At 73.6% G+C, this 12,646-nt stretch carries 12 protein-coding genes; 7 read left to right on the forward strand and 5 right to left on the reverse strand.

Going from position 1 to position 12,646, the window contains the following annotated elements; genetic code table 11:
- Window positions 1-11 precede the first annotated feature (11 nt).
- Window positions 12-797 carry an L-histidine N(alpha)-methyltransferase gene (locus AB0M80_RS26475; protein ID WP_364570116.1) on the forward strand — a complete coding sequence of 262 codons (786 nt, stop codon included), beginning with the start codon at window positions 12-14 and terminating at the stop codon, window positions 795-797.
- A gap of 100 nt (window positions 798-897) precedes the next feature.
- Here AB0M80_RS26475 and AB0M80_RS26480 read toward each other — a convergent pair whose 3' ends face one another.
- On the reverse strand, window positions 898-4,149 hold the full coding sequence (locus AB0M80_RS26480) for a tetratricopeptide repeat protein (protein WP_364570119.1): 3,252 nt from the start codon (window positions 4,147-4,149) through the stop codon (window positions 898-900).
- Between the two features lie 235 nt (window positions 4,150-4,384).
- Window positions 4,385-5,113, reverse strand: coding sequence for an alpha/beta hydrolase (locus tag AB0M80_RS26485; protein WP_364570122.1), 729 nt, complete (start codon window positions 5,111-5,113; stop codon window positions 4,385-4,387).
- Between the two features lie 46 nt (window positions 5,114-5,159).
- Here AB0M80_RS26485 and AB0M80_RS26490 point away from each other — a divergent pair, with 46 nt between their 5' ends.
- The 3 genes from AB0M80_RS26490 (at window position 5,160) to AB0M80_RS26500 (ending at window position 8,145) form a co-directional block, all read left to right on the forward strand.
- Window positions 5,160-6,413 (forward strand): cytochrome P450, encoded by a 1,254-nt coding sequence (locus AB0M80_RS26490; RefSeq protein ID WP_364570123.1) that lies wholly within the window; start codon window positions 5,160-5,162, stop codon window positions 6,411-6,413.
- Complete coding sequence (locus tag AB0M80_RS26495; RefSeq protein ID WP_364570125.1) at window positions 6,413-7,306, forward strand: LysR family transcriptional regulator; 894 nt, start codon at window positions 6,413-6,415, stop codon at window positions 7,304-7,306. The genes AB0M80_RS26490 and AB0M80_RS26495 overlap by 1 nt, the downstream gene beginning before the upstream one ends.
- A gap of 92 nt (window positions 7,307-7,398) precedes the next feature.
- Complete coding sequence (locus AB0M80_RS26500; RefSeq protein WP_364570128.1) at window positions 7,399-8,145, forward strand: SDR family oxidoreductase; 747 nt, start codon at window positions 7,399-7,401, stop codon at window positions 8,143-8,145.
- A gap of 17 nt (window positions 8,146-8,162) precedes the next feature.
- Here AB0M80_RS26500 and AB0M80_RS26505 read toward each other — a convergent pair whose 3' ends face one another.
- Window positions 8,163-8,981, reverse strand: a complete 819-nt coding sequence (locus AB0M80_RS26505) for a carbon-nitrogen hydrolase family protein (protein ID WP_364570130.1) — start codon at window positions 8,979-8,981, stop codon at window positions 8,163-8,165.
- Window positions 8,978-9,772: a DUF1295 domain-containing protein gene (locus AB0M80_RS26510; RefSeq protein WP_364570133.1), complete on the reverse strand. Its 795-nt coding sequence runs from the start codon at window positions 9,770-9,772 to the stop codon at window positions 8,978-8,980. The genes AB0M80_RS26505 and AB0M80_RS26510 overlap by 4 nt, the downstream gene beginning before the upstream one ends.
- A 30-nt stretch (window positions 9,773-9,802) precedes the next feature.
- On the opposite strand from AB0M80_RS26510, the gene AB0M80_RS26515 reads away from it, so the two are divergent.
- A complete protein-coding gene (locus AB0M80_RS26515; protein ID WP_364570136.1) occupies window positions 9,803-11,014 on the forward strand; it encodes a threonine synthase in 1,212 nt (403 codons plus the stop codon).
- Here AB0M80_RS26515 and AB0M80_RS26520 read toward each other — a convergent pair.
- Window positions 11,011-11,364 carry an arsenate reductase family protein gene (locus AB0M80_RS26520; RefSeq protein ID WP_364570139.1) on the reverse strand — a complete coding sequence of 118 codons (354 nt, stop codon included), beginning with the start codon at window positions 11,362-11,364 and terminating at the stop codon, window positions 11,011-11,013. The genes AB0M80_RS26515 and AB0M80_RS26520 overlap by 4 nt on opposite strands.
- A 54-nt stretch (window positions 11,365-11,418) precedes the next feature.
- Here AB0M80_RS26520 and AB0M80_RS26525 point away from each other — a divergent pair, with 54 nt between their 5' ends.
- Window positions 11,419-12,018, forward strand: coding sequence for a TetR/AcrR family transcriptional regulator (locus AB0M80_RS26525; protein WP_364570141.1), 600 nt, complete (start codon window positions 11,419-11,421; stop codon window positions 12,016-12,018).
- A complete protein-coding gene (locus tag AB0M80_RS26530) occupies window positions 12,015-12,641 on the forward strand; it encodes an enoyl-CoA hydratase/isomerase family protein (RefSeq protein WP_364570144.1) in 627 nt (208 codons plus the stop codon). The genes AB0M80_RS26525 and AB0M80_RS26530 overlap by 4 nt, the downstream gene beginning before the upstream one ends.
- The last annotated feature ends 5 nt before the right edge of the window (window positions 12,642-12,646 follow it).

The following is a 12,646-nucleotide window of genomic DNA, read 5'->3' on the forward strand; positions in this document are numbered from 1 at the left end:
ACGCTGGACCCATGGACACCACTTACGTGCACGGATACACCGAACCCGAGGCCCGCCGCCTGGGCGACCAGGCCGACACCCTGGCCGGGCTGCTGCACGCCGGGACGGCCTATCCCGCCGGGAGCCGCGTGCTGGAGGTCGGCTGCGGCGTCGGCGCCCAGACCGTCCACCTCGCGGCCCGCAGCCCCGACGCGCACCTGACCGCGGTCGACGTCTCCGCCGCGTCCCTGGCGCAAGCGCGGAAGCGGGTCGGCGCGGCCGTCGACTTCCGCCGAGCCGACCTGTTCGACTTGGACGGCGAGTACGACCACCTCTTCGTCTGCTTCGTGCTGGAACACCTGCCGGAGCCGGAGAAGGCCCTCACGCACCTGAAGACCCTGCTGCGGCCGGGCGGCACGATCACGGTGATCGAGGGCGACCACGGGTCGGCGTTCTTCCACCCGCGCAGCGAGCACGCCCAGGCCGCGATCGCCTGCCTCGTCCGGCTGCAGGCCGACGCCGGCGGCGACGCGCTCATCGGGCGGCGCCTCCACCCGCTGCTGACCGGCGCCGGGTTCGCCGAGGTCAGGGTGGAACCGCGGACGGTCTACGCCGACGCGTCCCGGCCCGGGCTGGTCACCGGGTTCACCCGCGACACCTTCACCGCGATGGTCGAAGGCGTCGGCGGAACGGCCGTCGCCCGGGGCCTCGCCACCGAGGACGGCTGGGCCCGCGGGGTCGCCGACCTCCACCACACCGCCGGCCCGGACGGGACCTTCCACTACACGTTCTTCAAGGCCACCGGGAGCCGCTCGTGATCACCTGGCGCCCGGCCCGGCCGCGGCCGGCGGGCAGCACCGACGTCGCCGACCGGGACCGGGAGCGGGTGACGAGCGATCTCGCCGCCCTCGAACCCCGCTACCCCGCCACGCACTCCAAGGCCGTCAAGTGGTTCCGGACCCGGGTCGCGCCGGGCAGGCACTCCCCGGCGTAACAGGCCAGCGCGCGTTCCCAGTGCTCGCGCGCGGCCTCCGGGTCCCCGAGTCCACAGTGGACCTCGCCGAGCCCGCTGTGGGCCCGCCCCTGTTCCGGACGGCAGCCCGTTTCCTTCGCCACGGCGAGGGCTGCACGGTGGTACCCGAGCGCATCCGAGGACGCGCCGCGCGCGGCGCAGAGACGGCCGAGGCTGTTCAGCACGCGGGATTCCACGCCCCGGTCACCGCATTCGCGGGCCAGGCTCAGCGCTTCTTCGAGGTGCCCGGCCGCTTCCGCGTGGCGGCCCTGCGCCAGCCGCACGTCGCCCAGGTGCTTCAACGCGACACTGCGGTTGATCGGACTTCCGGTCTCCTGCGCGATCTTCAGCGCCCGCTCCAGGTGCGCCACGGCCTCCGCTTGGCGCCCGCGCGCGTGTTCGATGTCGCCGAGGATGCCCAAGGCGTACCCCTCGCTCACCCGGACGCCCATCGCGCGCAGGTGCTCCAGCCCCTCTTCCACGACGCGGACCGCTTCGTCGTGCCGGCCCAGCGCCGACAACGTGTCGCCCAGGTTGACCAGCGCGTAGCCCTCGCTCGTGCGGTCGGAGATGTCGCGGGCCAAGGCGAGCGCCTCTTCGAGGTAGCCGATCGCTTCGCCGTACCGGCCGATGCCGCGGCACGAACAGCCGAGCACCACCAGGACCAGGCCTTCGCTGGTGCGGTCGCCCGTCTTCCTGGCCAGCGCGAGTGCCTCGGTCGAGTACCCGATCCCTTCGGCGAACCGGCCCAGCGCGCGGCAGACCAGGCCGAGGGTGTTGACCGCGTGGATCTCGGTGCGCCGGTCGCCGGTTTCCCGGGCAAGGACGAGCGCCTCTTCCAGGTACCGCAGCGCCTCCCGCGACCGGCCGACCCGCCAATGGCCCAGCGCGATCGGGACGAGCGGCTCCGCCTCGGCCACCCGGTCACCGGCGTGGTGGGCCAGCGCCGACGCGTGCGTGTGCAGCACCAGCGCTTCCTCGTGGTAGCCGCCCACGTCGAGGTAGTGCCACAGGATCCCGGACAGCAGCCGCAGGTGGTCCGGCCACCCGTGCCGCGTCGCGTGCGCGGCGATCGCCAGGAGGTTGCGGCGTTCGGCCTCCAGCCACGCCTGCGGGTCGCGCACCTTGACGTCGGAATCCGGCACGTGCGGGCGCAGGTGCCGTTCCTGCGGCAGGACGACGTCCATGGCCTGGGCGGCCGACGAGACGTAGAAGTCGAACAGCCGCTCCTGCGCCGCGTGGCTCTCGGCGGGGTCGCCGGCCGCGAGCTCGGCGGCGTAGACCCGCAGCAGGTCGTGCAGCTGGACGCGGTCGTCGCCGGTCTGCTGCGCGAGGTGGGCGCGCACCAGGGCACCGGTGAGCCGTTCCGCCTCCGGCAGGGACACGCCGGCGAGCGCGGCGATCGCGGGCGGGGTCAGGTCGCGGCCCGGGTGCAGGCCGCAGAGCCGGAACACGCGGGCGGCGTCAGGCGGCAGGTGGCGGTACGACCACGAGAACACGGCGCGGACCGCGGTCAGCGGATCGCCGCCACCGTCGAGCAGGTCGAGCCGCCGCTGTTCGTCGGCCAGCTCGGCCGCGAGTGCGGCGAGCCGCTCCCCCGGCCGGCTCAGCACCAGCTCCGCGACCAGCCGCAGGGCCAGCGGCAACCGGGCCGAGTACCCGATCAGCGCCGCGGTGGCCTCGGGTTCGTCGTCGACGCGCCGGCCGAGCAGTGCCCGCAGCAGGTCACCGGCTTCGGCCTCGGTGAGCAGGTCGACCAGCACCCGCCGGGCGCCGTGGCGGGCGACCAGCCCGGGCAGCGCGTCCCGGCTGGTCACCAGCACCAGGCAGGACGGCGAGCCGGGCAGCAGCGGGCGGACCTGCCCGACCGAACCCGCGTTGTCCAGCACCAGCAGCATCCGCCGTCCGGTGAGCGCGGTGCGGAACTTCGCGGCGCGCTCGTCCGGCTCGGCGGGGATGTCCGCGCCGTCGACGCCGAGGGCGCGCAGGAACCCGGACAGCGCGTCGCCCGGGTCCACCGGCCGGACCGTGCCGTAGCCGTGCAGGTCGAGGTAGAGCTGACCGTCCGGGAACTCGGCGGGCGAGCGCTGGGCCCAGTGGACCGCGAGCGCGGTCTTGCCGACCCCGCCGGTACCGGAGAGGACGGCGATGCGCGCGCCGGTGTCGCCTTCGTCGCGGTGCAGCAGGGCGTCCAGCTCGGCCAGCTGGGCGGCGCGGCCGCGGAAGCCGGGGACGTCCGCGGGCAGCTGCGCCGGCACCCGGGCCGGCGGCTCCGGCGCGGCGAAGTCCTGCCGCAGCACCTGGCGCTGGGCGCCGCGCAGCTCGGGGCCGGGTTCCAGGCCGAGCTCGCCCGCGAGCCGCCGGCGCACCTCGTCGTACACGTCCAGCGCGGCGGCCTGGCGCCCGGACGCGGCGAGCACCAGCATCAGCTTGGCGTGCGCGGACTCGTTCAACGGCTCCTCGGCGGTCAACACCCGCAGGTGCACCGCCGCGTCCTCGGGGTCCGCGACCCCGGCGTAGGCCAGCACGGCCTTGGCGCGCCGCATCGCCAGTCCGAGCCGGGCGGGGTGCTGGCGCAGCCGTCCGACGTCGGCCAGCGCCGGGCCGCGCCAGAGGTCGAGGGCCTCCCGGTGGGCGCCCCGCGCGAGGAGTGCCTCGAAACGCAGCAGGTCGAGCTCGTCCTCGCCGGCGGCGAGCCGGTAGCCGCCCTTGTCCGTGGCGATGAGGTCGGCGGGCCGCAGCGCCCGCCGCAACCGCGCGACGTAGGTGTGGAGCAGCTCGAGGCACGACGGCGGCGGTTCGTCCCAGATGACGTCGACGAGGTCCTCGCGCCGGACGGTCCGGTTCGGCTGCAGGGCCAGCAGCGCCAGCAGCAGGCGCTGCTTCTCCGCGCCGATCTCGACCGGCTCGGTGCCCCGCGTCACCGTCAGCGGGCCCAGGACGCCGATCCGCACCGGCTCCGGCGGGGCTTCGGCCAGTGCTTCCCGCAGCCGCCGTTCGGTCTCCGGACGGGGCCGCCGGACGTTGCCGAGCTCGGCGTTGCGCACGGCCCGCAGGCTCAGCCCGGCACGCTCGGCGAGCTGGGCCTGGGTGAGACCGGCCAGCACACGCCGTTCCCGCAGCCATCCGGCGAACGACAGGCCTTCGTCCACAGGCATCCTCTCCTGCGTACCCCCAGCGGAACGTACCCATCCAGCATCACGATCGTGCCGCTTCACCTGTACCACCGAACGGCGAAGATAACCGTTTCCGCAGGTACGGATCGTGACGGCGACGAGGAGCAGCAGTACAGGCGCTCGTCCACCGCGCTTTCCTAGGCTGTCTCGGGTCCGGTGGTGGCGAGGGGTTCGAGGAGCAGCCGTCGCATGGGGTACGACGGCTGCACCCGGACCCTCACACGCCGAAGCGCTTGAGCAGCGCGCGCACGGCGGCCGGGTCCTCGACGTGGGCGTTGTGCCCGAGGCCGGCGAGCGTGACGGCGTCGGCGTCGAGCGCCCGCAGCTGCTCCGGACGGCACATCGGGTCGTGCTCGCCCGCCGCGAGGACGACCGGGCACCGCGCCGCGGCGAGCAGGGCCGGCATGTCCGGCGCGCCGAGGCCGAACGCGGCCGGGTCCATCGCGAGGCGCCAACCTCCCTCGGTCTCGCGAAGCCCGGCCGGGTCGGTCGGCGCGATCCCGAGCAGCCCGGACACCTTGAGGTAGGCCTGGTCGGCGTCTTCCCGCGTCGCGAACACCCGGGCCGGCCGGGCCGCGAACGACGCGGCGCGGTTCAGGTCGTCCTGGCTCCACTCGACCTTCACGCCCAGGGCCAGCACGCCGCCGACCTCGACGCCGTGGCGGCCGGACGCCAGTTCCAGCGCGAGCACCCCGCCCAGCGAATGCCCGGCGACGATCAGCGGCCCGCCGTCCGGCAGCACCCGCGCGACCGCCGCGGCGAGCGTCTCGAAGCTGTAGTGCGGCAGCGGCGAGGACGGGCCGTGACCGGGGAGGTCGGGCACCAGGACGCGCCGGTCGAGCAGCACGGAGAAGTGGGCCCAGACGGCGCCGGTCGCCCCGAGGCCGTGCAGGAGGAGGACGGCCGGTTCGCCCTTGCCGCCGGTGCGCATGTTGAGCGTGTCCATCCGCGCAGCCTCCCAAACAGTCGGTGGGCGCGGCTAGGGTCGGCTCGTGGCGATCACCGATCCGGACACTTACGTGCGAGGTGTCCCGTACGAGGAACTGGCGCGGCTGCGGCGCGCCGGCCCGGTGGTGCGCGTCGACGACTTCTGGGCCGTGCTCGGCCATTCCGAGGTGCGGCGGGTGCTGCGCGATCCCGCGGTGTTCTCCTCGCAGCTCGGCGGGACGCAGATCCGGGACGCGGCCGACCTCGCCTACGTGCGCCGGATGATGCTCAACATGGACCCGCCGGAGCACGGGCGGCTGCGTGGGCTGCTGACGAAGGCGTTCACCCCGCGCGCCGTCGCGAAGCTGACTTCGCAGATCGAGGGCTGGGCGCGGGAACTCGTCGCCGAGGTCGCCGCCGATGGCGAGTGCGACTTCGCGAAAGTGGCCGCCGACCTGCCGCTGCGCACCCTCGCCGGGGTGTTCGGCGTGCCGGAGCGGGACCGGCGGCTGATGTACGACTGGAGCAACCGCGTGATCGGCTACCAGGACGCCGAATACGCGGTCAGCTCGACGGCCGACGTCTCGTCGGTGAGTGACCTCGCCCGGGCCGCGCTCGCCGTCCGCCCGTCGCCCGGTCCGGACGGGTCGATGCCGGATCCCCGGACGCGCGCGGGCATGCCGGACCTCTACGCGTACGCGAACGCGCTCGGCGAGGACAAGCGCAAGCACCCGGGCGACGACGTGATGAGCACCCTCATGCGGCACGTCGGCGACGACGGCGCCCGCGTCTCGCTCGCCGAGTTCGAGAACCTGTTCTGGCTGTTTTCCGTGGCGGGCAACGAAACCCTCCGCAACGGCCTGCCCGGCGGGCTGCTCGCGCTGCTGTCACACCCGTCGGAATACCGTCGGCTGCCGGCCGACCGGTCGCTGCTGCCCTCGGCAGTCGAGGAGATGCTCCGCTGGTGGACGCCGGTGATGCACTTCAGGCGCACCGCGGTATCCGACGTCCGGCTGTCCGATGTGGACATCCGCGCCGGGGACAAGGTGGTGGTCTGGTTCTCCGCGGCCAACCGCGATCCCGCCGTCTTCGCCGACCCGGACGTCTTCGACATCGGCCGGACCCCGAACGACCACCTGACCTTCGGCCACGGCCCGCACTTCTGCCTCGGCGCGCACCTCGCGCGGGTGCAGTTGCGGGCGATGTTCGGCGCGGTGCTCGACCTGCTCGGCTTCGTGGAGCTCGCCGGCGAGCCGGTGCGGCTGCGGTCGAACTTCCAGAACGGCCTCAAGTCGCTGCCGATCCGGTGGGCCCGCTGATGGAGATCCGCGAGCTGCGCGCGTTCGTCGCCATCGTCGAAGCGGGCGCGATGTCGAAAGCGGCGCGGCAGCTGCACGTGAGCCAGCCGGCGCTGTCCCAGACGATCACGGCGCTGGAGCGGCGGCTCGGCGTCCGGCTGCTGGTGCGCACGAGCACGGGCGTGCAGGTCACCGACGCCGGGACGACGCTGCTCGGCGAGGCCCGGGCCGTGCTGGCGCGCCACGACCAGGCCCTCGCGGCCATGGCGCGGCACACCGCGGCCGGCGGCGGCGTGCTGCGCGTCGGCGTTCCCCTGGAGCTGCCGCCGGAGCTGCTGCCCTCGGCGCTCGCGCGGCTGGGCGACACACGGGTGCAGGCCCGGCACCTGTCGTCGGTGGCCCAGGTGGCCGCGCTGCGGGCCGGCGAGCTGGACGTCGGTCTGGTCCGCGAGCGCCCGGCCGGGCCCGACCTGGACGCGGTGCTGGTGGTGACCGAGGACGTGGGTGTTCTGCTGGCCGCGGACCTGGCGGAGAAGCTGGGGTCGCCGGTCCGGCTGGAGGACCTGGCCGGCCTGGAGTGGTTCGCCTTCCCCCGCGCGGGCAGCCCGGCCTGGTACGACGAGCTGGCGGCGATCCTGCGCAGCCACGGCCTCGACGTCGGCCCGGAGGTCCCGGAGGAGCAGCGGCTGATCGTCGAGCTCAAGATCCCGGCGGTCAGCGCGGGCGGGGCGTACGCCTTCGCCCCGCCCGAATGGCCGTACCCGCTGCCGGACACGGTGCGGTGGGTGCCGCTGGCCGGGAACCCCATCGTCCGGCGGACCTGGGCCGTGTGGCCGGCGTCGTCGCACCGGCGTGACGTCGCGGAGTTCGTCGCGGCGCTGGAAGACCATCGGCGGGACGAATCGCGGGCATAAGCAGCGCCGAACGCGGTTGCGGAAGTTCCTCGCCGCGGACTCGCTTGCACCCTGCGACCGGGAAACACCCGGGTTCCCGAAGGAGCTGAGCGATGACTGCAGAACTGTCCGGGTCGACGGCGCTGGTGACCGGCGGGACGAGCGGGATCGGCCGCGCGACGGCGGTCGCGCTGGCCGGGCTCGGGGCGCACGTGGTGCTGTCCGGCCGGGACGCCGGGCGGGGCGCCGAGGTCGTCGGGAGCATCCGCGCGGCGGGCGGGAAGGCCGACTTCGTGGCCGCCGACCTGAAGGACGCTTCGTCGGCGCGGGAACTGGCGGCGCGGGCGCGGGAACTGGGCGGGCACGTCGACGTGCTGGTGAACAACGCCGGGATCTTCCCCACGGGACCCACTCCCGAGACGGCCGAGGCCGACTTCGACCGCGTCTACACGACGAACGTGAAGGTGCCGTTCTTCCTCGTCGCCGAGCTGGCCCCCGAGATGGCCGCGCGCGGCCGCGGCGCGATCGTGAACGTCTCCACGTCGGTCGCGACGAGGGGCATGGCGGGCATGGCGCTCTACGGTTCGTCGAAGGCGGCCGTCGAGCTGATGACGAAGGCGTGGGCGGCGGAGTTCGGCCCGGCCGGGGTCCGGGTCAACGCGGTCAGCCCCGGCCCGACCCGCACCGAAGGCACGGCCGCCTTCGGCGACGGCCTGGACGAGCTGGCCGCGGCGGGTCCGGCCGGCCGCGTGGCGGCCCCGGAGGAGATCGCGGCGGCGATCGCGTTCCTGGCGGCGGACGACGCGAGCTTCGTCCAGGGCGCGATTCTCCCCGTGGACGGCGGCCGGCTGGCGGTGTGAGTCCTCGCGGGACGGCGTCAGCGCAAAAAGGTGACGCCGTCCCGGGGTCGCTCGTCCACGGTCAGCGCGAAGACGTCCGGCCGCGCGTAGTGTCCCGAGACGTCGAGGCTGTGCCGCGCGGCGACGACGTCGTCCAGGTCGATTTCCGCCGTGATCAGGCCCTCCGCGTCGCGCAGCGGACCAGCCAGCACGTCCCCCAGCGGACCGACGATCACGCTGCCGCCCCGGAACGGGTCGTCGCCGGTGTTCTCGTAGGGGCACGCCGAAATCACGAAACACCGGCCTTCGTCGGCGATGTGGCGCATCGACGCCTGCCAGACGTCGCGGTCGTCCGCCGTCGGCGCGCACCAGATTTCGACGCCCTTCGCGTACATCGCCGCCCGGAGCAGCGGCATGTGGTTCTCCCAGCAGATCGCCGCGCCGGCCAGGCCCGCGGCCGTCGGGACCACCGGGAGCGTCGAGCCGTCGCCGCGGCCCCACACCAGGCGTTCCCGTGCCGTCGGCACCAGCTTGCGGTGCTTGGCGACCAGCCCGAGTCCGGGGTCGAGGAAGACCGCGGTGCTGTACAGCGTCGAGCCGTCGCGCTCGATGACGCCGACGACCAGGCTCGCGCCGGTCCGCGCCGCGAGCCCGGCCAGCTCGGTCACCTCGGGCCCGGGCACCGGTACCGACGCGCCGAAGTACCGGACGAACGGCTCACCGCGCGGATACCCGCCGAGGACCGCTTCGGGCAGCACCACCAGCGCCGCACCGGACGCGCGGATCTCGGCTTCGAAGCCGAGGACGTGCTCGAGCGAAGCGCCCGTCGCGATCTGGAGGGCGGCGACCGTCGTCACCCCCGGACCGCCTCGCGCCGGGGCCACCACGGCACCACCGAGGACGTCCGCCGCTGGTAGTCCGCGTACTCCGGGTACCGCGACCGGGTGATGCTCTCGGTGAACCGCGTCGAGCCGACGAACAGCAGAGTCAGCAGGACCGCGCCCACGACCGTCCACTGCAGACCACCCGCGACGACGCCGAACGCGGCGACCGCCCACCACTGCGCCTGCTCGAAGAAGAAGTTCGGGTGCCGCGAGTAGCGGAACAGCCCGGTCTGCAGGAACCGGGCCGGCGCGCGGCCCGCGTGCTTCTCCCGGTGGAAGTCCCACTGCTGCTGGTCGGCGACGGTCTCGCCGGCGAGGAACGCGGCGAACACCACCGCGACGACGACGTCACCCACCCCGAACGAGCCCCGGTTCTCCAGCGCCGTGAGCGCCGGCAGCGAGATCAGCAGCAGGATAGCGTTCTGGTACAGCGAAATGAAGAAGAAGTTGAACAGCTGGAACTGCCACGGCGCCATCCGCTCGCGCAGCACCGCCCACCGGTAGTCCTCGCCGCCGGGCGCGTAGCCACCCTTCCGGGCGAAGTTGAACGTCAGCCGGATGCCCCAGAGGGTGACCAGCGCGAACAGCACGTCGAGCCGGGCGTCGGCGAACCCGGCGGCCCCGGCGAAGATCCCCACGTAGCCCACCGGCACGATCGACCAGATCCGGTCGACCCAGGAGTACTCCCTGGTCAGCACCGACACCAGCCAGGTACCGAGCGTCACCCCGGCGAAGACGTACAGGCACACCCGCAGCGCGTCCATGGGCTCACTCTAGGACCTAGGATCGGCGCCGTGCCGTACTCGTTCCTCAGCCACCTCGACTGCTCCCGGACGGGCGACCGCGTGGACGCCGATGTCGTCCAAGGCCTGTCCCCGGCGGGCGCGCCGCTGCTCGCGCGGTACGACCTCGACGGGGTCCGCGAAGCCGTGACGCCGAAGGAGATCGCCGGGCGGGAGCCCACGCTGTGGCGCTACCACGAGGTGCTCCCCGTGCGCTCGCCCGACCACGTCGTGAGCCTCGGCGAGGGCATGACGCCGTTGCTGCGGCTGCCGCGCTACGGCCGCGAGCTGGGGTTGTCGCGCCTGTGGATGAAGGACGAAGGTCTCGTGCCGACCGGCACCTTCAAGGCCCGCGGCGCCGCGGTCGGCGTCTCGCGGGCGGCCGAACTGGGCGTGCGCGGCATCGCCATGCCGACGAACGGCAACGCCGGGGCGGCGTGGGCGTTGTACGCGGCGCGCGCGGGGCTGTCGAGCCTGGTCGCGATGCCCGACGACGCGCCGGCGATCACGATGCGCGAGTGCGTCGCCGCCGGGGCCGAGCTGTACCGGGTGGACGGTCTCATCGGGGACGCGGGCAAGCTCGTCGCCGCGGCGGTGAAGCGGCGCGAAGGCGTCCAGGACGTCTCGACGCTGAAGGAGCCGTACCGCATCGAGGGCAAGAAGACGATGGGGTACGAGATCGCCGAGCAGTTCGGCTGGCGGCTGCCCGACATCATCCTCTACCCGACCGGTGGCGGCGTCGGCATCATCGGCATCCACAAGGCCCTGCTGGAAATGCGGGAATTGGGCTGGGTTTCCGGTCCGCTGCCGCGGCTCGTCGCCGTCCAGGCCACCGGCTGCGCGCCGATCGTCACGGCGTTCTCGCGCGGCGAGCGGGAAAGCACGCCGTTCCCGCACGCCCGGACGGTCGCCTTCGGCATCACCGTGCCCAAGGCGCTGGGCGACTTCCTCGTGCTCGACGCCGTGTACGCGACCGGCGGCACGGCGGTCGCCGTCACCGACGACGAGCTGCTTGCGGCGCAACGGGAACTCGCCGAGCGCGAAGGTACCTTCGTCTGCCCTGAGGGCGGAGCGTGCTTCGCCGCGTTGAGGCACCTTCGCGAGTCCGGCTGGCTCGAAGGCGACGAAGACGTCGTCGTGCTCAACACCGGCGCCGGGATCAAGTACCCGGAGACGGTGCCGCTGGACGTCCCGCTCCTGGCGAAGACCGACGCGATCCCCTAGAGGACCGACCGCACCGTTTCGGGGTCGCGGGCGACGACCGTCGTGCCGTCGTCGGCCGTGATGATCGGCCGCTGGATGAGCTTCGGGTGCTCGGCCAGCGCGTCGATCCAGCGGGACCGGTCTTCCGGGGTGCGCCCCCACGTCTTGAGGCCGAGCTCCTTCGCGATCGGCTCGGCGGTGCGCGTGATGTCCCACGGTTCGAGGCCGAGGCGCTTCAGCACGTCTTCGAGCTCCGCCGCCGTCGGCGGGTCCTCGAGGTAGCGGCGCACGGTGTACTGCGCGCCGGCTTCGTCCAGCATCGACACCGCGGACCGGCACTTCGAGCACGCCGGGTTGATCCAGATCTCCACGGGCGGCAGCTTACCGCGCTGGTTTTGGAGCAAGCGTTCTGTTACGGTCACGGGATGCCCCGCCCCCGCGTCCACGACCTCGACACGCTGCTCGACGTCGCCGAACAGCTCGTCGCTTCGTCGGGCGCCGGCAACGTCACCGTGCGGGGCCTGGCCGCGGCCGCGGGCGTGCCGAACGGCACGATCTACCACGCGTTCGGCTCGCTCAGCGCGTTGCTGGCCCGGGTCTGGCTGCGCGCGGCGACCGCGTTCCTCGACCTGCAGACTTCGCGCGTGGACCAGGCTTCCTCGCCGGTCGAGGCGGTGGTCGCGGCGGCGGGCACGCCCGCGGTGTTCGCCGCCCGCCGTCCCGCCGCGGCGCGGATGCTGCTGACCGTGAGCCACGACCGGCTCTTCGGGCCCGATCTGCCCGACGAGCTCGCGGACGCCCTGCACGCGCTGGACAAACGGCTGGTCGCGCTGCTGGTGCGGCTCGCCAGGATGCTGTGGGACCGCGGGGACGGCCTGGCCGTCGAGGTCGTCACCACGTGCGTCGTCGACCTGCCGACCGCGCTGTTCCGGCGCGACCTCACCGACCCCCTGGTGCGGGAGAGGCTGGCCGCCGCCGTGCGGGCCGTGCTGACCGTGCCCCCTCGAGAAAAGGACCGACCGTGACCGATCCCGTTTCCGTGCTCCGGCTGGGCGACGACGAAAACCGGTTCACGCCGGACTGGCTGCAGCGGGTGCATTCCTTTTTGGACGGTGTCGAAGGCGCACTGGTGACCACCGGCGGCGGCAAGTTCTACTCGAACGGCCTCGACCTCGAGTGGCTGATGGCCCACAGCGACCAGGCGGCCCAGTACGTCACCGACGTGCAGGAGCTGTTCGCGCGGGTGCTGACGTTGCCGGTGCCGACGGTCGCGGCGATCAACGGCCACGCGTTCGGCGCGGGCGCGATGCTGGCGATGGCGCACGACTTCCGCGTGATGCGCAGCGATCGCGGGTACTTCTGCTTCCCGGAGGCGGACATCGACATCCCGTTCACGCCGGGGATGGCCGCGCTGATCCAGAGCAAGCTGACCCCGTCGGCGGCGATCGCGTCGATGACGACCGGACGGCGCTTCGGCGGGCCGGACGCGGCGGAAACCGGGCTGGTGGACGAAATCGCGGCCGAGGGCGACGTGCTGAAGGTGGCGAGCGAGCGGGTCCGGGCGCTGGCGGGCAAGGACCGCGGCACACTGGGCGCGATCAAGGCGACGATGTTCGCTCCCGCGGTGGCTGCGCTGCGCGCTGCGTAGGCCTC

Source organism: Amycolatopsis sp. NPDC051045, from assembly GCF_040682955.1.
Classification (GTDB): domain Bacteria; phylum Actinomycetota; class Actinomycetes; order Mycobacteriales; family Pseudonocardiaceae; genus Amycolatopsis.

What these genes read in the sequence shown, in the direction of transcription:
- AB0M80_RS26475 (WP_364570116.1), top strand. Translation starts at nt 12, where the DNA reads ATGGACACCACTTACGTGCACGGATACACCGAACCCGAGGCCCGCCGC.
- AB0M80_RS26480 (WP_364570119.1), bottom strand. Translation starts at nt 4,149, where the DNA reads ATGCCTGTGGACGAAGGCCTGTCGTTCGCCGGATGGCTGCGGGAACGG.
- AB0M80_RS26485 (WP_364570122.1), bottom strand. Translation starts at nt 5,113, where the DNA reads ATGGACACGCTCAACATGCGCACCGGCGGCAAGGGCGAACCGGCCGTC.
- AB0M80_RS26495 (WP_364570125.1), top strand. Translation starts at nt 6,413, where the DNA reads ATGGAGATCCGCGAGCTGCGCGCGTTCGTCGCCATCGTCGAAGCGGGC.
- AB0M80_RS26500 (WP_364570128.1), top strand. Translation starts at nt 7,399, where the DNA reads ATGACTGCAGAACTGTCCGGGTCGACGGCGCTGGTGACCGGCGGGACG.
- AB0M80_RS26510 (WP_364570133.1), bottom strand. Translation starts at nt 9,772, where the DNA reads ATGGACGCGCTGCGGGTGTGCCTGTACGTCTTCGCCGGGGTGACGCTC.
- AB0M80_RS26525 (WP_364570141.1), top strand. Translation starts at nt 11,419, where the DNA reads ATGCCCCGCCCCCGCGTCCACGACCTCGACACGCTGCTCGACGTCGCC.